Annotated in this window: 20 protein-coding genes and 4 pseudogenes; 15 read left to right on the top strand and 9 right to left on the bottom strand. The window is 51.9% G+C overall.

What is annotated here, in order from left to right:
* Positions 1–210: 210 nt before the first annotated feature.
* Positions 211–726 (bottom strand): recombinase family protein, encoded by a 516-nt coding sequence (locus APA10_RS06195; protein ID WP_456303565.1) that lies wholly within the window; start codon positions 724–726, stop codon positions 211–213.
* 26 nt (positions 727–752) lie between these two features.
* On the opposite strand from APA10_RS06195, the pseudogene APA10_RS06190 reads away from it, so the two are divergent.
* A pseudogene (locus APA10_RS06190) lies at positions 753–1,448 on the top strand (Tn3 family transposase); the annotation flags it as partial.
* 516 nt (positions 1,449–1,964) lie between these two features.
* Here APA10_RS06190 and APA10_RS14490 read toward each other — a convergent pair.
* Positions 1,965–2,351 (bottom strand): annotated as a pseudogene (locus APA10_RS14490) (Tn3 family transposase); the annotation flags it as partial.
* Between the two features lie 507 nt (positions 2,352–2,858).
* Between APA10_RS14490 and APA10_RS06180 the strand changes: the two are divergent.
* Together APA10_RS06180 and APA10_RS06175 are read left to right on the top strand one after the other, a co-directional pair.
* Positions 2,859–3,095 carry a BrnA antitoxin family protein gene (locus tag APA10_RS06180; protein ID WP_250697664.1) on the top strand — a complete coding sequence of 79 codons (237 nt, stop codon included), beginning with the start codon at positions 2,859–2,861 and terminating at the stop codon, positions 3,093–3,095.
* Positions 3,085–3,471 (top strand): type II toxin-antitoxin system PemK/MazF family toxin, encoded by a 387-nt coding sequence (locus tag APA10_RS06175; RefSeq protein WP_003631194.1) that lies wholly within the window; start codon positions 3,085–3,087, stop codon positions 3,469–3,471. The genes APA10_RS06180 and APA10_RS06175 overlap by 11 nt, the downstream gene beginning before the upstream one ends.
* A gap of 69 nt (positions 3,472–3,540) precedes the next feature.
* Here APA10_RS06175 and APA10_RS06170 read toward each other — a convergent pair whose 3' ends face one another.
* Both APA10_RS06170 and APA10_RS14485 read right to left on the bottom strand, forming a co-directional pair.
* Positions 3,541–3,816 (bottom strand): hypothetical protein, encoded by a 276-nt coding sequence (locus APA10_RS06170; RefSeq protein ID WP_250697665.1) that lies wholly within the window; start codon positions 3,814–3,816, stop codon positions 3,541–3,543.
* 74 nt (positions 3,817–3,890) lie between these two features.
* A pseudogene (locus tag APA10_RS14485) lies at positions 3,891–4,148 on the bottom strand (Tn3 family transposase); the annotation flags it as partial.
* A 714-nt stretch (positions 4,149–4,862) separates the two neighbouring features.
* Between APA10_RS14485 and APA10_RS15380 the strand changes: the two are divergent.
* From APA10_RS15380 to APA10_RS06135, 5 genes are all read left to right on the top strand, one after another.
* Positions 4,863–5,177, top strand: coding sequence for an antitoxin VbhA family protein (locus APA10_RS15380; RefSeq protein WP_003630748.1), 315 nt, complete (start codon positions 4,863–4,865; stop codon positions 5,175–5,177).
* A gap of 585 nt (positions 5,178–5,762) precedes the next feature.
* On the top strand, positions 5,763–6,857 hold the full coding sequence (locus tag APA10_RS06150; protein WP_003630747.1) for a Fic family protein: 1,095 nt from the start codon (positions 5,763–5,765) through the stop codon (positions 6,855–6,857).
* A 39-nt stretch (positions 6,858–6,896) separates the two neighbouring features.
* A complete protein-coding gene (locus APA10_RS06145) occupies positions 6,897–9,605 on the top strand; it encodes a class I SAM-dependent DNA methyltransferase (RefSeq protein WP_003630746.1) in 2,709 nt (902 codons plus the stop codon).
* Between the two features lie 3 nt (positions 9,606–9,608).
* A complete protein-coding gene (locus APA10_RS06140) occupies positions 9,609–11,693 on the top strand; it encodes a hypothetical protein (RefSeq protein WP_003630745.1) in 2,085 nt (694 codons plus the stop codon).
* Positions 11,686–12,876, top strand: coding sequence for a GIY-YIG nuclease family protein (locus APA10_RS06135; protein WP_003630744.1), 1,191 nt, complete (start codon positions 11,686–11,688; stop codon positions 12,874–12,876). The genes APA10_RS06140 and APA10_RS06135 overlap by 8 nt, the downstream gene beginning before the upstream one ends.
* 18 nt (positions 12,877–12,894) lie before the next feature.
* On the opposite strand, the gene APA10_RS06130 is transcribed toward APA10_RS06135, so the two are convergent.
* Entirely contained in the window at positions 12,895–13,914 is a 1,020-nt protein-coding gene (locus tag APA10_RS06130) for a P63C domain-containing protein (protein ID WP_003630742.1), read from the bottom strand.
* A gap of 123 nt (positions 13,915–14,037) precedes the next feature.
* On the opposite strand from APA10_RS06130, the gene tnpB reads away from it, so the two are divergent.
* Both tnpB and APA10_RS14475 read left to right on the top strand, forming a co-directional pair.
* Positions 14,038–14,214 carry an IS66 family insertion sequence element accessory protein TnpB gene (gene tnpB / locus APA10_RS15565; protein ID WP_080587120.1) on the top strand — a complete coding sequence of 59 codons (177 nt, stop codon included), beginning with the start codon at positions 14,038–14,040 and terminating at the stop codon, positions 14,212–14,214.
* Positions 14,215–14,320: 106 nt separating this feature from the next.
* Positions 14,321–14,410 (top strand): annotated as a pseudogene (locus tag APA10_RS14475) (IS66 family transposase); the annotation flags it as partial.
* Between the two features lie 212 nt (positions 14,411–14,622).
* Here APA10_RS14475 and APA10_RS06125 read toward each other — a convergent pair.
* Positions 14,623–15,486 carry a DUF3800 domain-containing protein gene (locus APA10_RS06125; RefSeq protein ID WP_003630739.1) on the bottom strand — a complete coding sequence of 288 codons (864 nt, stop codon included), beginning with the start codon at positions 15,484–15,486 and terminating at the stop codon, positions 14,623–14,625.
* Positions 15,487–16,123: 637 nt separating this feature from the next.
* Here APA10_RS06125 and APA10_RS06115 point away from each other — a divergent pair.
* The 5 genes from APA10_RS06115 to APA10_RS06100 all read left to right on the top strand — a co-directional run bounded on the left by APA10_RS06115 (position 16,124) and on the right by APA10_RS06100 (position 19,024).
* Complete coding sequence (locus APA10_RS06115; RefSeq protein ID WP_003630737.1) at positions 16,124–16,423, top strand: helix-turn-helix domain-containing protein; 300 nt, start codon at positions 16,124–16,126, stop codon at positions 16,421–16,423.
* A 235-nt stretch (positions 16,424–16,658) separates the two neighbouring features.
* Positions 16,659–17,156, top strand: a complete 498-nt coding sequence (locus APA10_RS14860) for a helix-turn-helix domain-containing protein (RefSeq protein ID WP_124326547.1) — start codon at positions 16,659–16,661, stop codon at positions 17,154–17,156.
* Positions 17,157–17,371: 215 nt separating this feature from the next.
* Positions 17,372–18,043: a ParA family protein gene (locus APA10_RS06110; RefSeq protein WP_035366358.1), complete on the top strand. Its 672-nt coding sequence runs from the start codon at positions 17,372–17,374 to the stop codon at positions 18,041–18,043.
* Positions 18,040–18,315: a hypothetical protein gene (locus APA10_RS06105; protein WP_003630734.1), complete on the top strand. Its 276-nt coding sequence runs from the start codon at positions 18,040–18,042 to the stop codon at positions 18,313–18,315. Before APA10_RS06110 ends, APA10_RS06105 begins: the two co-directional genes overlap by 4 nt.
* Positions 18,316–18,463: 148 nt before the next feature.
* Positions 18,464–19,024 carry a recombinase family protein gene (locus APA10_RS06100; protein ID WP_035366356.1) on the top strand — a complete coding sequence of 187 codons (561 nt, stop codon included), beginning with the start codon at positions 18,464–18,466 and terminating at the stop codon, positions 19,022–19,024.
* A 64-nt stretch (positions 19,025–19,088) separates the two neighbouring features.
* On the opposite strand, the gene APA10_RS06095 is transcribed toward APA10_RS06100, so the two are convergent.
* From APA10_RS06095 to APA10_RS15105, 3 genes are all read right to left on the bottom strand, one after another.
* Positions 19,089–19,418 (bottom strand): helix-turn-helix domain-containing protein, encoded by a 330-nt coding sequence (locus APA10_RS06095; protein WP_003630731.1) that lies wholly within the window; start codon positions 19,416–19,418, stop codon positions 19,089–19,091.
* A complete protein-coding gene (locus APA10_RS06090) occupies positions 19,406–19,684 on the bottom strand; it encodes a BrnT family toxin (RefSeq protein ID WP_003630730.1) in 279 nt (92 codons plus the stop codon). Before APA10_RS06090 ends, APA10_RS06095 begins: the two co-directional genes overlap by 13 nt.
* Positions 19,685–19,867: 183 nt before the next feature.
* Positions 19,868–20,138, bottom strand: a 271-nt coding sequence (locus APA10_RS15105) for a hypothetical protein (protein ID WP_035367366.1), incomplete at its 5' end; no start/stop codon positions are given.

The raw sequence follows: 20,138 nt of genomic DNA, 5'->3' as shown, positions 1-20,138 counted from the left end.
AGGTCGGTGACCAGCCTCATATCCTGACCAAGGTCCACCAGTCTTTCCTGCATGCTGACCAGTTTGCGGTCATTTTTGGACTGTCTCAAAATGGTGTCCCGAATATAGCCAGACACGTTACCATCAGGAGCAACCTCCTGAAGCCATTCAGCTTCGTCTTCGGTGAATCTCACCGTGTATTTGGGGTCGTTTGCGGGAGGGGGCGAAATCCTACGCTAAGCTGAGAACGCGCTTCCCATAATCCCTGAGCTCGCCCTTCGGTCCGACATATCTGTATAGAGTGACGCGCTCGATCCCGAGTTCCTTGCACAGATCGGAAACAGACGTGTCGCGCTGCGCCATGGCGGCCTGGGCGAGACGCACCTGTGCTTTGGTCAGGGCGAATTTTCGCCCTCCCTTTCGTCCGCGCGCTCTGGCTGCGGCAAGGCCAGCCATGGTGCGCTCGCGGATCAGATCCCGCTCGAACTCGGCCAGAGTGGCAAAGATACCGAACACCATGCGGCCGGATGCGGTTGTGGTGTCGATCTGAGCGCCTTTTCCGGTCAGCACACGCAGGCCGATCCTGCGGTCTGACAGATCCTTCACGGTGTTGACCAGGTGGGCGAGCGAGCGCCCGAGGCGATCGAGTTTCCAGACCACCAGCACATCGCCGTCGCGCAAGGATTTGAGGCATGCAGCTAAGCCGGGCCGATCATCGCGGCTACCGGATGCACGATCATCATAAATATTACCTGGCTCGATACCGGCGGCACGCAGGCCGCCGCGTCCGCCAGCATTTTGCCGACACGGGTGGCTTTACCGATCATGTGTTCGCCGCCAGCTCCTTGCTCGGCTACAGGTTCGCACCGCGTATCCGAGATCTCTCTCAGAAAAGACTCTATGCCTTCACGCCCAACGCGACGCCCGCCAATGTGCGAGCGCTGGTTGGCGGCAAAATCAATGAACCGCTCATCGAGCGCAACTGGCCCGACATCCTGCGCGTCACGGCAACGATCGCAGCGGGCATCGTCGCCCCCAGCCAGATTCTTCGCAAGCTCGCTTCCTACCCGCGCCAGAATGAGCTGGCCCTCGCATTGCGGGAGATCGGTCGCATCGAGCGCACCCTGTTCATGATCGACTGGATTCTCGACGCCGGTCTCCAGCGCCAGGCTCAGATCGGTCTCAACAAGGGCGAGGCCCATCATGCCCTCAAGCGCGCCATCAGCTTCCATCGTCGAGGTGAGATACGCGACCGCTCAGGCGAAGGGCAGCACTATCGTATTGCCGGCATGAACCTGCTCGCCGCCATCATCATCTTCTGGAACACCATGAAACTCGGGGAGGTCGTGGACAGACGCGCCGTGGACGGCATCATCATCCCGCCTGATCTCCTCGCCCATGTCTCACCGCTGGGATGGGAACACATCAACCTCACCGGCGAATATCGCTGGCCTAAATCCTTAGCGTAGGATTTCGCCCCCTCCCGCAAACGACCCCATTCAGGCAGCTTAAGCCGGGTCAGCCTCGGCGTTATCAGCCGCAAAATGCCAAACCCGACAGGCTGCTAAGCCTATTCAGAACGGTGACTGTCCACCCGCATCAGGATCCGGTTGTCGGCTATCAACCCAGAGCAATGCTTCCTGCTCGCTCGTGAATGGGCCACCATCAAGAATCCTGGACCCACTAAGAACATACCAACCCGCTTCCTGAGGCGCTGGCGGGTTCGTCGTTTTATCGAGGAATAAAGGGATCATAATATTTTCTCCGTTTATGCACAGTCATACCAGCCTGATATCGTCGCACTACCGTTCGGTACCCGTCTGACGGCTGTGTCCCGAGGCGTGGTGTAAGAACACCGATCCTCGATGGGCTCGAGGGGGTCATGCTGCCACGACTGGCAGGCTGATTGTGGGACTATGGCTTATGGCGGCCAATCCTTCCAGTGTCATGTAGGGGTCGGTACATAAAACGGGCACAGATATACGCTAAGGATTATCGGTGATTGTGATGGCTTGCCGAAGCGGGCGGAGTTTCCCTTCCGGGATGCCGGCGTCGGTCCAGAGGTAATCCCCGGTCAGGTTGATATGCTGCCACCCCAGCGGAGAGAGATGCTGGAGCAGATCAGGCGCAACGGATCGTCCTTGACGTTCGAGATGCCGCATTGCGGCTCCGAGATAGGTGGTGTTCCACAATACGATGGCGCTGGCGACGAGATTGAGCGCGCTCGCCCGATGTCCCTGGGCTTGCAGTCCGTGATCGCGGATCCGGCCGGTGCGATGGAAAAAGATGGCGCGCTTGAGGGCGTTCTGGGCCTCTCCCTTGTTCAACTCGCGGGTGGCGCGGCGGCGTTCTTCGGGGAGCTCGATCCAGTCATATAACCGACCAGCATGTACGACAAACCTCATCAGAAGAGTTTCCGCACAGTAATGCAAAGCGACATGGTTTGTCGTGCAGTTTTTGCTACCTTGGCCGCTATCTTTTCCCGGCAAGAAAAAAAATGACGGAAAACACCTGTTTTCCGTCATATACCCTCAGCATCCGACCTTAGCGTATATCTGTGCCCGTTCTATGTACCGACCCCTAAAGGCCCGCGTTTCTGCCCATGAGCCCAAAGCCCGGATTGCTCGTGACTTAGGAATAAGTCGGGAAACGCTTTATGCGTATCTCAAGGCTGCCTGAGGCTCAGGCCATCATTGCCTGCCATACCGCCGGGTTCACGCCACAAGACATGCAGAACGTCCGTAAAGCATATCTGGAAGCCACGATCTGTTAAAAATTGCATGTTCGGGGGAGATAGGCTTGATCTCAGAGTGTTTCTTGTTGTGGTTGAATACATAATTGTGCTACAAAATCAGTATACAATTTGTATGGAGAAAGCTATGGCATCTCCGCTTTCAATCCGGATAGATGAACGTCTACGTCTCAATCTTGAACAGGAAGCAGCAGCGAGCGGTATTCCTTTGAGTCAGCTTGTCCGTGATCTCTTGGAAACAGGAGCAAAGCGCGCGCGCCGCGATCGTATTCGCAGAGACAGTGCACGGGTTGCCCGCTACGTTGCGGCAACACCTTCTGCCCAGGAACTTTTTGAAGAGACCGGCGGAACCCATGGTGCGTGATCGGTCGGTTGTCGCCAGCGGGAGAGTTTTCGCTCCTGGCGAGATTGTTCTTGCAGATTGGCGGGGTGATGCCTTGCCAAAAGAGCCGAACAAACTCCGACCTGCTGTTGTTGTTGAAGATGAATTATTTCCGCCTGAATGGCCGAACGTCATGCTTGTTCCCCTAACCGACGACGAGAACCTCGTTATTCCCGATCTGGCGGTTCGGATTGATCCGAGCGCTGATAACGGCTGTTCCAAGTCATGTTGGGCAATTAGCGCTTTGCTGACAACCACATCCAAGCATCGTCTCCGCATAACCGGAAGCAAGGTACGTCCTGATCAATTATTCACAATCAGACGTCAGATTGCTTTGTTGGTTGGAGCTGATGGTTAAATCGACGTAGCTGTCTTTCCTCTTACCTGACATGCTCACCGGCCTGAAGGCCGGTGAGCATGTCAGAGGTCAACGGTCCCGCAAATTTGCCTTCCTCCAAATTGGCAGGCCGATTTGCGCCACATCTGCCTGGGCCATTTGCCTCTCATGTGACGCACTGAATGAGCGCACCAGAAGCAGGATTTCCAGAACCATAGCCATCAGCTCGTCCGGGATGCCCTCTGGCTCCTGTGAGCGGGTCGCGTCCGGTGCTGTGGGTGTGCCCGCAACCTTCTGGTCCAGGTCATGCAGAAGGTCGGTGACCAGCCTCATATCCTGACCAAGGTCCACCAGTCTTTCCTGCATGCTGGGGTCACGACACGAAAGTGTATTTTACGTACGCTTAGGGTGAACACCTACAGAACCGCCAGCATTGGGGTTCAAGCGACAAGCAGGGATGCAGGCACCCGAAGCGGTCGTAACGCGTCGACGTCGGGTTGTTCATCGACATTCCAGCGATAGTCCCCTGTCAGAGAGATATGCTCCCAACCGAGGGGTGCAATATGCCGCGCCAGGTCATCGGAAATGCCGAGCGTTACGATGGAAGACTGAAGATAGCGCGTATTCCATAGGATAACCGCTGCCACCAGCAGGTTTAAACCTGACGCCCGATAGGCCTGATTTTCAAAACGCCGATCCCCTGTTCGCATCTGGGGTTCAACGTGACACCCATGACTATTTCACATGCTGACATCCCCCATATAGACGAGGCACAACGCATTATAATTTGTGGCATGTATCTCTTACGAAACAGTGCCAATATCTACACCCCAGTGACGCATCCGGCGCTCGCCCCGCCACAGGATGTCGAACGCTACCGATTTCGGCATAAGCACGTCTTTCACAGTAGGGACTCTGCGAGAGCGTTCCATAGGTGTTCACCCCAAGCGTACGCAACACGCACTTTCGTGCGCCAGTCTGTCCACATCGGACAGGAAAAGGCTTTTCAACGTATGCCGAGGGATAGCGTTGTGATCGTGAGAGAGGGCTGGAACTCGATTTTTTACTAAGGTCACGGTCGATCTTTCAACCCTGCGGACCTATCTCCTCTTGAGGGGAAACCCAGAACTGGGTTATCTCTTACCCCTCGGAAGTAGCAGGCCCACCGGGTGTAGGTCACGGGGTGGGTTTGTTGGAAGGCTCGGTGTTGCTGCACCGGGCCTTCCCCGTTTCTGGGGCCATGATTGGCCGAAACTTCCCAGAAGGCAACCCCAGCCGCTCCCCAAAGGGAGCGGTTACTAACCGTCCCCCTTTCTCCGTTTACCCTTACATGCAGCCAAAATCCGCAAAGGGAGCCAAGATTCTGGCTCCCTTTCCCGCCTGCCCGCTGGAGCGTCCGCACTGAGGGTGCAATGGTGTATGAAGGTCCGAAATTAGGTGGAACGGAAGCCCCGCAGAAGTGGAGCGGAAATCCCACAGAAATGGGGCGCCTTCTGGAACAGAAACCCCACAGAAATGAAACACTTCTGGCGCAGATTGGAGGAAAATTGATGGAAGAGTGCGAACGCCGTCGACGGGCAGTCGAAGAAGCTAGGGCTTCCAATTTCCGGCAAGGCTATGTTCACGACGCCCTACTTGAGGACGCGAACGCCCGATTCATTCAATGCCTGATCTCTCTTGAAGAGTTACGCGCTGATATGCGTGAGGCCATCGAAAATAGGCTCTAACCTCGTGTTGCCGTCACATTGCCGTAGGGGTTCCGATGGGTTCGCCGTAGGGTTGCCGTAGCCTTGCCGTTGGGGTTGCCGCATGATTGCCGCCGGGTCTGCCGTAGGGTTTTTTAGGCCCTTCATACACCATTGCACCCTCAGTGCAGCGGCTATGCCGCCAGGATTGGGCATGCAGAGAAAGGGTGTGGTTATTAATCACACCCTTTTACAAAATGAGGCTTATATTGAGGATATACGAACAAAGGGAGTCATGATCCTGACTCCCTTTGGAAAGGGTGTCGGGATTACCGACATTATGCATCAAGGTAGTCGTGTGGCTTCTTTGTCAGATAAATAGACTGATGTGTTGCATGTCTGATGGAGACGTCTTTCTGTCTGGAAAATTGTTAAAAAGGAAACATTCCCGGGAGAGAGCGAAATCTTACGTTAAGCAGGAAAGGTCATGTTGCACTGGCCTGATACAGGAGGTTGCTTTGGAATTTCGGAGCTAGCAGACCGTCTTGTGTTAACGAAACCGGATTTCTTTGACGGATCATTCTGACGTGTTAGAAAAAACGCATATTGCTACCACGTCAGGATGTCATGTTAACGCCAACCTACCTTATTCGGCCTTTGCCGCCTCAGACGGAGATAGAAACGGTTCCGGTGCTCAGGGCGTTGGTCGAGGCCAATAAGGCTCTGGCGGAACTGAAGGGGCGGGCGGCAACCATTCCTAATCAGGGGATCCTTATTGATACGCTGGCTTTGCAGGAAGCCAAGGCGTCCTCGGAAATCGAGAATATCGTTACTACCCAAGATGAGCTTTTTCAGGCCGATTTATTTCCTGAGGGGCCGGACTCAGTGGCGGCTAAGGAGGTCGCTCTGTATCGCGATGCGCTGCATCTTGGGTTTCGGCAGCTGAAGGAAACTGACGGGCTGATCCTGAACAAGGGACTGATCGCGATTTTCCAGATGCTCAAGAAGCGGAGTGATGGGTTTCGAAACACACTGGGAACGGCCCTGAAGAACGAGCGTACGGGAGAAGTGGTCTTTGTGCCGCCGCAGGATGGACGGGAGATTATCCGGCATATGTCGGATCTGGAGCAGTTCGTGAATGATGACGGGCGCTGTGACCTGGATCCGCTCATCAAGATGGCCCTAATCCACCATCAGTTTGAGAGCATCCATCCCTTCCCCGATGGAAATGGCCGCGTTGGGCGGATCCTGAACGTATTGTATCTGACCCGGACCGGTCTTCTGGATATCCCGATCCTCTATCTGTCGCGCTATATCACCCGTCATAAAGATGAGTATTATCATCTGTTGCAGAAGGTGCGGGATGAAGGCGCATGGGAGGCGTGGATCCTCTACATGCTGCGTGCCGTGGCCGAGACATCCAGGATTACCCTTGATCTGATTGAAGGCATGCGGGCGCAGATGGCCACCATGAAGCAGCGGATGCGCACAGAGCTGCCCAAGATTTACAGCCAGGAGCTGCTGAACAACCTGTTCCGGCATCCCTACACGAAAATCGAGTATGTCCAGGCGGATCTGAACATCGCCCGTCAGACGGCAGGGAAATACCTCGACCAGCTCTCAGAGAAAGGCTTGCTGTCCAAGCACCGCTCAGGGCGGAGCAATTATTATATCAACGCACCTCTGGTCCGCCTCTTCCTGGAGGTGTCAGGTGGCGCATGAGGTGTATGATCTGTTTTTCGAACGTATGGAATTTTGTGCATGAATCCCGTTGAGATTGAAGAAGCTGTCTCCAAAATTGCCGAGGCACCTTTTAATCCCGGGGAATTTCCTTTCGAATTCCTGCAAGCATTCGGAAACCGCGATGTCACGATCAAACGGCTTCGTAAAGATAACCGTTCAGACATTCCCGGAGCGGTGCTTCAGCGTAACAACATTCATTTAGCAGTCTGTCCAGAAGGCCAGGTTGCCCAAACCCTCAATCTGCTTCGGGAAAGCCCCAAGACCCAGTCAGCCAAGGCACGGTTTCTGCTGGCCACGGATGGGGTGACGTTTGAGGCGGAAGACCGCACGGAAGATGAGCACATTACAGATGTGTTCACGCATCTGGCTGATCGGTTCGGGTTTTTCCTACCTCTGGCGGGTATTACGACTGTTCAGAAGATCAAGAACAACCCGATCGACGTTAAGGCCACGTCACGCCTGAACCGTCTTTATGTTGAACTTCAGAAAGAAAATCCTGACTGGGCAACGGAAGGACGCCGCCATGACATGAACCATTTCATGGCGCGTCTTATTTTCTGCTTTTTTGCCGAGGATACCGGGATATTCCTGAACAATCTGTTTACCAGAACTATTCAGACCATGACAGAAGGGGCCACGGATCAGACGCATGACGTCATGGCCGAGTTGTTTCGGACAATGGATTTGGATACGCGCAATGATGATCGTGACAAGGGCGGGGTTAAATCTTGGGCCAGAGAGTTTCCGTATGTAAACGGAAACCTGTTTTCAGGGGCAACGAACTGCCCAAAATTCAGTAAACTAGCCCGCACTTACCTTCTACGTGCAGGGGAGCTGAACTGGGCGCAGATTAACCCGGATATCTTTGGATCCATGATCCAGGCTGTTGCGGATGAAGGGGAGCGCGGTGCGCTGGGGATGCACTACACCAGTGTGCCCAATATCCGCAAAGTGCTGAATCCGCTGTTTCTGGATGGCCTGCGTGAGGAACTGGAAAAGGCAGGCCAGAATACCCAGAAGCTGCATGCCTTGAAAGAGCGTCTGTCCGGCATTCGGGTGTTTGATCCGGCCTGTGGATCGGGCAATTTTCTCGTGATTGCCTATAAGGACTTGCGGGACATTCAGAGCGAGATTGATGACCGGCTGAAGATAGAGCGGGCGGAACGGAAATCAGTCATCCCTCTGGCTAATTTCTATGGGATTGAGATCCGTGATTTTGCGGTGGAAATTGCGCGTCTGTCTCTTCTGATCGCTGAGTTCCAGAGTGACGAAATCCATATCGACCAGAAACAGGCCCGCCTGAATGTGCTACCCTTAAAGGATACAGGGCATATCATCTGCGGGAATGCCCTGGAGCGGGACTGGTTTGACGTTTGCCCGCCTCAGAAAGGGTCGGAAACCTATATCTGTGGCAATCCCCCGTATAAGGGCAGCACCTGGCAGTCAGCTGAACAGAAGGCGGATCTGGAGCAGATTTTCGGGAAGCGTGCGAAATCCTGGAAGTCTCTGGATTATGTCGCGGGCTGGTTCATGAAAGCTGCGGATTATGGACAGAGAACAGGCTCTTCCAGCGCATTTGTGAGTACGAATTCTATCTGTCAGGGGCAGCAGGTCCCCATTCTCTGGCCCCTGATTTTTGGGCTGAATTATGAAATTAGTTTTGCCCATACGTCGTTCAAGTGGGCCAATCTAGCGGCGCATAATGCAGGTGTGACTGTCGCTATCATTGGTATTGCTCCTGTTTCTGAGCATTCCAAAATTCTCTTTTCAAACGGAACGGATGGAAAAATAATCCGGCAGGAAGCTGAGTATATCAATGCTTATCTTGTGTGTGGAAAAAATATAATAGTGAACTCTATTTCAAAACCACAAGATAATCGCGGATTGATGGAGTGGGGTAATAAACCTACAGATGGCGGTAATTTGTTTTTTACAGCAGAAGAACGTAATCGACTTTTAGAAAGTTATCCTTCTTCCGTACATTACATAAAAAAATTTCTTGGAGCACAAGAATTTATTCGTGGTGAGAGCCGATACTGCCTTTGGTTAGAAGATAGAGATCGTGATGCAGCGGAACGTATTCCAGAATTAAATCGTCGCATTCAGGCTGTTTCTAAGATGAGGTCAGAAAGTAAGGCTGCTGAAACCCGTCCAGCAGCTAAGTTCCCACATCGGTTTCGGCAAATACAGTCTGTGGCAAAGAATTACTCTCTTGTCGTAGCTAGAGTCAGTTCAGAAAATCGCGAATATCTGCCTGTTGGACTTGAAAATTCTGATACAATTATCGGTGACCGAAATTTTGCTTTGTACGATGTTCCTCTATGGAATATGGCGCTGATTGCCTCTCGCCTTCATTGGGTGTGGATTGGTACAGTTTGTGTTCGATTGGAAATGCGTTTTTCATATTCGAACACTTTGGGCTGGAATACCTTTCCTGTTCCGACTTTGACAGAAAAGAACCGTGCCGATCTGACCCGTTGTGCCCAGGATATTCTTCTGGCGCGCGAGGCGCATTTCCCAGCCACGATTGCCGATCTGTATGATCCTGACAAAATGCCAGACAATTTACAGGCCGCTCATGATCGTAATGATGAGGTGCTGGAGCGGATCTATATCGGTCGGCGCTTCCGCAATGATACGGAGCGTCTGGAAAAGCTGTTCGACCTCTACAGCAAGATGATCGCCAAGAAGGGCGGCAAGATGAAAAAGAAGAAGGACGCTGCCTGAGTCATGACGATCAATCCGGTTATTCCCGCCGTTTCCCTGCGTACCGGCCAGACAGGGCAGTCTGCCAGGACCAATGAGCTGGGCATGCGCCCCATGCAGGAAGCGGTTTATGAGAAACGTGGGGAGCAGTATCTTCTCATCAAGTCACCGCCTGCTTCTGGTAAATCCCGTGCCCTGATGTTTGTTGCTCTCGACAAGCTGGTGCATCAGGGGGTGAAAAAAGCCCTGATCGTTGTGCCGGAACGCTCGATCGGGGGCAGCTTCATGAGCGAACCGCTGAGCAAATTCGGCTTTTGGGCAGACTGGGTCGTCAAGCCGAAATGGAATCTCTGCAACGCGCCAGGTTCAGATGAAGGACAGGTCGCACGGTCCAAGGTCAAAGCTGTTGGTGAGTTTCTGAACAGTGAAGATCAGACTTTGGTTTGCACCCACGCGACGTTCCGGTTCGCGGCGGAAGAACTGGGTATCGCGGCATTCGATGGGTGTCTGGTGGCGGTGGATGAATTCCACCATGTCAGTGCGGACCCGAAAAACAGGCTGGGATATTATCTCAACCAGCTGATTGCCCGTGGGGAGACGCATATCATCGCCATGACCGGCTCCTATTTCCGTGGGGATGCCGTTGCTGTGCTGTCTCCGGAAGATGAAGGGAAATTCGAGACAGTTACCTACACCTACTATCAGCAGCTGAACGGGTATCAGTATCTGAAAGAGCTGGATCTGGGATATTATTTCTATACGGGTTCCTATCTGGATGCGATTGACCGGGTGCTGGATGGTACGCGCAAAACGATCGTGCATATTCCCAATGTCAATTCACGAGAAAGCACGACTCAGAAACACAAGGAAGTCGAGCATATCCTGTCCGTCCTGGGAGATTGGGAAGGAGAAGATGAAGAAACGGGCTTTCATCTGGTGCGCCGTACCGATGGCCGGGTGCTGCGTATTGCTGATCTGGTGGAAGATGAGCCTGTTCGGCGCAACAAGGTTGTGTCTGCTCTGAAGGATCCGGCGCAGAAGAACAACCGCGATCATGTGGACATCATCATTGCGCTGGGTATGGCCAAGGAAGGGTTTGACTGGATCTGGTGTGAGCAGGCGCTGACGGTCGGATACCGTTCCAGCCTGACCGAAATCATTCAGATCATTGGTCGTGCTACCCGTGATGCGCCTGGTAAGACACGGGCCGAATTCATCAACCTGATTGCTGAACCGGATGCGTCCCAGGAAAAAGTCACGGATGCGGTCAATGACATGCTCAAGGCCATTGCCGCCAGCCTGCTTATGGAACAGGTGCTGACCCCACGTTTCGAGTTTACGCCGAAGACCGAAGAAAGTGCGCCTTTGGATGGTTATGACTACGGAGAAGAAGGCTACAAGCCAAACGGCACGAATGTTGGCTTCAATGAGCAGACCGGTCAGTTCCATATGGAGATCAAGGGGCTGGTTTCCCCCAAAAGCCCGGAAGCGCAGCGGATCTGCCGGGAAGACCTGAACGAGGTTGTGGCCTCCTTCGTGCAGGACAAGCCTTCCCTGGAGCATGGTCTGTTTGACGAGGAGACGGTTCCTCAGGAGCTGACACAGGTCAGGCTGGGGAAAATCATTCGGGATCGTTATCCCGAGCTTTCAGATGAGGATCAGGAGGCTGTGCGCCAGCACGCCGTGGCGGCATTCAATCTGACCCAGAAGGGGCAGAAGGCAGCGGAAGAGGTCACGCAGGCAGCCGGGGGAGAGGAGAAGATTGGTGGCAATACAGCCCTGATTGAGGGGATGCGGAAGATTGCCATGAATGTCCGTGATCTGGATATCGACCTGATTGATGCGATCAATCCGTTTGAGGAAGCCTACAAGATCCTGGCCAGGAGCATGAATGCAGAGACCCTCAAACAGGTTCAGGAGGTCATTGCCGGTCGTCATATTGCTCTGACGATTGAAGAGGCCAGGGATCTGGCCAAGCGTGCGCTTCTGTTCAAAAAAGAGAGGGGACGCCTTCCGGAGCTGACATCTTCCGATGCGTGGGAACGTAAGATGGCTGAAGGTGTGGCGGTTCTGGCGCGTAAGACGGCAGAGGAACGGGCGAATGGCTGACCTGAGCGATGAAGAGCTTCTGGCCGAACTTGGTGTCTCGCTTGAGGCTAAAAAGAAGCCTGCGCTGACCGCCGAGGAAGAGCGGATTATTGCCGGGTTTGAGGATATCTGCCGTTTCTATGAGGAACACGGGCATGCGCCTGCGCATGGAGAAGACAGGGATATCTTTGAGCGGCTTTATGCCGTGCGTCTGGATCGGATACGGGCTTTGGAAAAATGCCGGTCATTGCTGGCACAGCGCGATCCGCATGGGCTTCTGAGTGTTTCCGGGAAGGAGGCTGAGAGTCCTGATCCCGATACGCTGGACGATGATGCGCTTCTGGCGGAACTGGGCGTTGAGGTCGAGCCAGCGGCTGACTCCATCACTGTCCTGAAGCATGTGAAATCACGCGCAGAAGTGCGGGCAGCGGAAGAAATTGCCAGCCGGGAGCCTTGCAAGGATTTTGAAACCTTCCGGCCTTTGTTCGCACAGGTGCAGGAGGATCTGAAATCAGGAGTGCGGGAAACACGTCCCTTTGGGCAGGAAGCCGGTATTCGGCAGGGAGAATTCTTTATCCTGAAAGGGCAGATGGTTTACGTTGCCCATGTCGGAGAAGAGTTCGAGACAGAATACGGTCGCAGAGACAGCCGTCTGCGGGTCATCTATGACAACGGGACTGAAAGCGATGTCCTGCTGAGGTCGCTCCAGCGGGCTCTCTATAAGGATGAGGCTGGTCGCCGGATTACAGATCCGACTGTCGGGCCTTTGTTCGGAACAACCGTTGAACCGGATGATCTGGAAAGTGGCACGATCTATGTTTTGAGAAGTCTGTCAGATAACCCGTATATCGCGCAGCATCGTAATCTGATCCACAAGATCGGGGTGACGGGAGGCGATGTGAAAAAGCGGATCGCCAATGCCAGGCATGATGCAACCTATCTTCTGGCTGATGTGGAAGTCGTGGCGACCTATAAGCTCTTCAACATCAATCGGACGAAGCTGGAGAAGATTTTTCACCGGGTTCTGGCTCCAGCACAGATTGATCTGACGATTCAGGATCGGTTCGGGCATCCAGTGCAGCCGAAAGAGTGGTTTCTGGTTCCATTAGAAATTATTTCACAAATTGTAAGAAAAATTTCTGATGGAACCATAGAAAAATATAATTACAAACCAGTTTTGGCATCTTTAGTTTTGGGTAACTAAACTATCATTTTTAAATTTTTATTTGCTCATATCAACTGTGCGTCTGTCACCATGTGTATGGGAGGGCTTGAATACTCTTCTAAATAGATGTTTGAATTCATTCCAATTTTCAGAGGCTTGCATGAGTCCGATGACTTTTGAAACATGTTTTTCTAGGTGTGGATTTCCAATATCTTCTGTTAAGAACTGGTGGTGTTTAAATTTTCTTCTTTTCGTATTTGGGTCAACAGGATTATAAGACCGCAATTCTTCTGAAACTCCGACAGGTAAGCGATCATATACTAAAGCATTAGTTAGTCTGCCAACATAACCAGGTTTTGATCTACTAGATGGATCAAGCTTCCAGCCAAGAAGTCTGTACATCTCTTGATAGAATTCAAGCGGAAATCGTTGTGTCCAAGGCAACCATTCTTTAGAAATATAAGCTTCTAAAATGCTACGAAGTGCCGTTCTATCACGGATTTCTTGATAGCCTGTAGCTTCATCGACAAGAGCTACAATACCAACGCGGGCTAGGCCACGCATCAATATTTCGGCTCGTTGAGCAATACCTAGTTGTTGTTTTTGTAGTACTCCGGCTTCACGAGCAGATAATATTGCTTCACATAGCTCAACTAAAACTTGAGCATTATATCCGTATGCTTTTGATCCTGTTGGAGTAAGGAAAACAATTGGGTTCGATATTTGTTTTTGTAAATCGTCAGATACATAAGGATGAATGCGATCACGAGATACAAAAAGTTCGAATCTATTGAGGCCTGGAATTTCAGAACCACCGCGTGCCATCGAAAGGCCGTCTGACATACCAGAAACGGTTAAGACCCTACGTTCATCGTCAAGGACATAAGCTGGTATTGCGACCTCTCCAATTTGGAGGGGTTTCTCATTAGAACCACAAACAGCTTTGGGAAGATTTTCTCTTTCTGGGTCAGCTTTTGCCCATCGGGCTTGAGCTCCTGCGCGCGCTATGGCCTTACGAGCTGAAGGAGAAAGTAACTTGGCGCGGGTAAGGCCACCTTTTTTTTGAGAATCGTTCATTGTTTCCTCAATGCTTGCTTACCAAGCATTGTCCAATCATGCTTGGTAAGCAAGCACAAAACGGGTGCGTGCTCCTCTTTTTGTATCCGCTCAATAGGAGAGTTCACGGGCTTTGTTGCGTAAATGGTTGACGTCTACGCCTTCAGGGGCCGACGCGGCGACCTGGTGAAACTGATCTGGCGCGATGGGATCGGCCTTTCCTTATATGCGAAGCGGATCGAACGCGGGCATTTCCTGTGGCCTTCGGCAAAGGACGGAGCGATCCATCTCTCCCCGTCACAATTGATCTGTCTGCTTTAGGGTGTGGACTGGCGCAATCCGCAGAAAACATGGAGACCTGAACTGGCGGGATAATAAAATCCGCGCCAGGTAAGCATATACCGGTACCCTTTTGAGCGCCCATGATCGGATCTGTCTGACGAACAATGCAGCAGAACGCGCCCTACGCGGCATCGCCCTGGGCAGGAAAGCCTGGTTGTTCTCTGGTTCCGATCGTGCCATCGCAGAAACTGTCAATCAGAACGCCCAAAGCCCAAAATCAGAACCAAGGCATATCAACAAACAGTTCTTCGATCCCTCCACATTATAGTGTAGCAGGAAATTTTAGTAGAAATCCTCTTGCGTGGTATGGACGTTTTCGCTATATTTCTTCATGGAGGCTTTGTGAACCGTACGGTTGCATTGCCTTTTCCTTTTTAGAGGTGTTGCTTACTTCTCATAAGCAACCCTTAGGTCCCCAATCACCGCAAATCCCCATGTGTCGTATCCAGTAGGATTGTGATGATGGTAGCGTAATCTACAAACTTGTGTAGCGAAGCTATCCAATTCATCTCTTTTCGGGAGAGACATGGGGCGCACCCCACCTGTAAGTCTAAGCCCCCAGCTTATAATATAAGCTATTAGATCAACGGATTGAATCATCGTTGTCAAATCACTATGAACAAAAAGTGGTTCTGGTATTATTAAAGATGATCTTTCAATTCCTTTTTTTGTTTTTGAAAAATAAAAATACATTTGATCAACAAGAATTTGGCTTTCAGATTTGTCCAACTCATCAAAAACTATAGTTCCTATAGGGTTTCCTTCTATTTCAAGATGATGGAAAAATCGTTCAAAAAGAAAGGAATAGTCTTTCCTTAAAAAATTACCTTTGTGTTTTTCAATATTATTTGGAATAATACTAGCAAAGGCTACGGTTCCGTGCCGATAACAGGCATCAAGAACATCTGACACATATGCTAATTTAGCTTGGCTAAGAGCCGTCAATTGATCTCCTTGAACAGAACTGCCGTTTTGAAGGGCCGCCTTAGCCAATGTTAACCGTTCATCTTTGGGAATAGGTGCCTTTTGCTGAGATAATTTAAATACTTTTTTCTTTAAAAGCTTTTGTCCTTTGGCTTCTGAACCGTAGGCGTCAAATAAATTCATCCCGAAGTTATCATTCTGTATTTTTTTTATTTCTTTAATTAGAGGCCACAATTTTCGGTCTTCAACTGCCAACCCCGCAAGGACTTCATAAGGAGAATTTTTCCCATCTTGTCCGGATTCATCAATAAACAAAAACCATCCCATAAACTCTTGCCCTCCATATCTGGAGGATTAATTAGCAAAGTTTCTATTTTATGATGAGATAGATTTTGGGGACCATTCTGAACATAGGCCGTTACTCCAGTCGCCCGGAACGGGGGGTTACCGATCGCGGTCCGGAATAGCCAAGTGTGCTGCTTAACCTATAGTCATATTGGGACATGACCGGAGCCACGGTGTATCAAGGGCTGCATGGTGGTTTTTCCGGGAGATTTCAGATGTGACAACATGCGGGCTATGAAATTGTCCCGCTGGAGACGCTTTCATTATCATCTCTTGCTAAAAATACGGCAATGCCGTATAAAAGTTATGCATTCAGTTATAGAAACCCCGATCTTTACCAAGAGGCGGGCAGAACTCATTAGGCTGCTTGCTGAGAACCCACGCCAAGGTGACGTTATCCCCGGAACTGGTGGCGTTAGAAAGCTAAGGTTTGCTGGGTCAGGTCGAGGCAAGAGGGGCGGTGTTCGGGTCATCTGGTATGTCGCGAGTGACCGGATTCCTGTTTATGCCCTGTTGATCTACGGCAAGAATGAACAGGATGATCTTACGCCAGATCAGAAGAAAGCCATGACATCTATGCCCGAACGCATAAAGAGATCAGATCAGGGAGGGACTTAACATGGCAGAGAAAATGAACATTTCCGATGAACTGCTTGCCTCCATGGAGCAGGCTGTAGGTATTGCCGAAGGGGCTGTAAAGCCCGGTCGTGTCTGGACGCCTCCTGAAATCAATGTTGCTGATATTCGGAAGCGGACTGGTCTGAGCCAGGTGCGTTTTGCTGCTCGGTATGGGTTTAGTGCCGCCGCTGTGCGTGACTGGGAACAGAAGCGCCGGATACCAGAAAAGGCCGCCCGCACGTTGCTAATGTTGATTGATCGAGAACCGCAGGCGGTTGAGCGTGTGCTTATTGGTGTATGATACTCTTGCCAGACTCAGCTTCCAAGATACATAGTGCCTGAAATGCGAAAGGGCCGCCCTGCAAGGCGACCCCTTCAAAAACTCACTGTTCCAGCGGTGAGGTGGACTTGATGCAAAAGGTGATAGCAACACCGGTTGCGTCCGAAGCTATATTCTAAGGATAACCGAAGCCGGTTTCAAGCCTTAGATCAGCAGGAGAGAGGAAGCCTCGCCTTTTTTGAAAGGCTTTTGGGTTGTGACCTCTTTCGCTTCTACTCTCTGGACACTCACACAATCTCGTCAGATCACAGGTAAAACGCACCTTGTCTTGCAGGCACTCGCCAGCTTTCAGGGACACCGTGGATTATTCCCTAGTCATGAGAGTATTGCCTCCCGTGCGGGATGTAGCGTCAGAACCGTTATACGGGCCTTAGAGACCGCTTACTGTTTAGGGATAGTCGAACGCACACGGCAACGTCAGAGGGTATCAGGGCGCATCTGTAACGGCGTTAATCGGTATCGTCTGATCATCAAGCCATTGGAGCAGGCACGTGCTGCGGCTGCCCATTACACACAACAGCTTAAAGATGGCCTAGCCCGCAGGAAACAGGTGTTTCTTTCTAAGTGCCAAAATGACAGCGAACTCAATTCTCAGAGTAATTTCTTTAATGCAGAGCCGCTTTCAGGTGCAGGAATGTCACATAATGATTTGATACGATGGTGTGAAAGCATAGGATACCGGGGCAGCACCTAGTTTCCACCCCACCAACATATCAGACACCAGCACCGTATGGCTTATGAATAGGAAGCATATGGAAACGCTCGCGGTAAACTAGGTCCTACGTAGCCCGAAACCAACATCACGCCTGCTATTTGCCTACCGATTCAAGGATATATCTTGGGAATCCTGCACAGTTGCAGTTATAAACAAATGCAGTTGTGCACAATGGGACAAGGGCAAAAATGCACATGAGAACTTTTGCAATCGCTATGCAGAAAGGAGGTGTCGGTAAATCCTGGCTTACCAGATCTCTTTCTGTTGCGGCATCTCTGGAAGGCTTGAATGTCCTGGTGATTGATATGGACAGCCAGCAATCAACCGTTGCCTGGTCTGAACGTCGAGAAGCAGACACGCCATTAGTTCAGTTCTCAACAGAGCGCGAACTGCCTGCAATTCTGAAACGTGCAGAGGATGCAGGATGTGATGTTGTATTTATCGACACACCACCAGCCAGAAGCACAGAGACGCCAGCCGCCGTTGATTCCGCCGATATGGTATTGATACCCTGCACGCCAGACATAGAGGCATATGAGCAGGTTGCTCGCACGGAACGCTTGGCACGACTGGCAGGGAAACCAGCTCTTGCCGTTCTGACCATGACGCAGCCATCTGGAAAAACTGAACAGGACATAGGGCGAGAGATTTTCGCAAATCTGAACCTGGACATGGCATTGCCGTCTATTGCGCGATTGAAGGCGCATAGAGATGCCGCCCGCGAAGGGAAAACAGCCACAGAGACGGAGCCTAGAGGAAGAGCAGCCCAGGAAATTGCTGCACTCTGGATGCGCATAAAAGAACATGCGAACATTGGCACAAGTGCAATTGTGCACAAAAGCAAGCGTGCAAAGGTGCAAAAATGAGCAAAAAACCAACAGCCAGTTCATTTCTGGACGTGATGAAACGTCAGCAGGAACCAGAGCAGATTGATGAATCGGCAACCAAGGCAGTTAAATCCGTGAAGAATACCAGAGCCGGACTAAAACACATTGGCGGTTATCTGGAGGCTGACACGGTGGAAAAGGTCGCAATTCTTCGCGCGCGTTTGAAGCTGGACAATTCCCAGCTTATCAAACGGGCGATTGAGGAATTATTTGAACGTGAGAACGCTGCCCGCAAGTTTGGGGATCGGTAGGTGTCAACATTGCATACTTTTCTGGACACTTCCGGCCTTGGCTGAGAACCGGGCTTTTCGAGTGTCAGGAAAACACGTAAAACGAATTTATTGACATATTGTGATCATATTCCATAGGTGTTTCCTGACACATGAAGGAGCGTTCATCATGGCCGGTCAGATCATCGCCTATGTTCGGGTATCAAGTGTTGACCAGAACACGGATCGGCAGAGGTTCGATGGGATGAAGGTGGATAAGACCTTCACGGACAAATGCTCCGGCGGCACGCGGAACAGACCGGCCCTCACCGAGATGCTTCGTTATGTAAGGGAAGGTGACACCATTATCTGCCACAGCATCGACCGGCTTGCTCGTGACCTTCAAGACCTATTGCATCTTGTGGAGACACTCACAGCCCGTGGCGTAGGTGTTCGGTTTATCAAAGAAGCCCTGACGTTCGAGGGGAATGCTTCGCCCATGCAGACGATGATCCTGCAAGTGATGGGGTCTTTTGCTCAATTTGAGAGGTCCTTAATCAAGGAACGCCAGCGCGAAGGGCAACAGGCTGCCAGAGCCAGGGGAAAGCTACCCGGACGTAAGAAATCCCTGTCACCGGATCAGATCACGGCTCTAAAGGCCCGCGTTTCTGCTCACGAGCCAAAAGCCCAGATTGCCCGTGACTTGGGAATAAGCCGGGAAACGCTTTATGCGTATCTCAAGGCAGTCTAGCAAGAAGGGGCCGTTTGCGAGAGGTGCACCTCATTGCTCCTGATCCCGCTTCTCTGTGGTTCGATCAGGCTACCATCGCCCGCCGCACCGCATCGGGTTCACGCCACAAAACACGCAGAAGCGTCCGCACCGCCGGGTCAAGGCTCACACGGCCCTGCTCCCAGTTCCGCCATGTCGCCACCGGCACACCAGCCAGAGCGGCAATGTCTGTCTGGGTCAGCTTTAACTGGCGGCGCACCGTCGCCGGTGATGGATAGGCTGGCCCCGGCAGATCGCTTTCTGTCCCATCTTCGCGGGCCTGCTGGTCAATCTCTGCGGCCGTCGTCGCCTGAACGCGTGCCCGATCGACCCGACCGCCACGACGTTTGATGTCTGCCAATGTCAGTTTTGCCATTTGATCCACTCCTTTCGGTGCATCTTCCGGGCCGAGATAATGCGCAGACACATCCCGCGCACCGTATAAACGACCATAAACGGGACACCTTCGATCAAGCCTGCGGCCCGGATACGGGGTTCTCCATAATCCTTACGGTCGTCCGGTTTCTGAAGAACAGGCCCCAGAAAAATCTGGGCTGCATATTCGAAATCGAACCCCCTCTCTTCAAAGCAGGCGTCACTTTTCGCATCGTCCCATTCAAACTCGATATCAGGCCCTGTCATGCTTTTTTATATACGCTGTTAGCGTATCTTCGCAAGGCATGTCAGCAAGTGCTGATCGCTCATGTGAGATCACAGAGTGCCCGTTCCATTCGGAGAACCCCCACCATGCCTCTGACACCGCGCTGTTTTGACCCAGAACTCACTCTCTGAGGCAGACCGGGACACGTCCATATTCGTGCCCATTTATGTGCGCTTCTTGCCTTCCCACACAGGCAGTCCGGCGTATTCAACCGATCCCTGTGCCATGCGGATATCCTGACGGGTTGAATTCGCACGCGTCAGAAGCAGGATTTCCAGCACCATAGCCATCAGCTCGTCCGGGATGCCCTCTGACTCCTGTGAGCCGGTCGCGTCCGGTGCTGTGGGTGTGCCCGCAACCTTCTGGTTCAGGTCATGCAGCAGGTCGGTGACCAGCCTCATATCCTGACCAAGGTCCACCAGTCTTTCCTGCATG

Origin of the sequence: Acetobacter pasteurianus subsp. pasteurianus LMG 1262 = NBRC 106471 (assembly GCF_000285275.1) — a bacterium.
GTDB lineage: Bacteria > Pseudomonadota > Alphaproteobacteria > Acetobacterales > Acetobacteraceae > Acetobacter > Acetobacter pasteurianus.
This window is presented reverse-complemented; position numbering and strand designations above follow the sequence as displayed.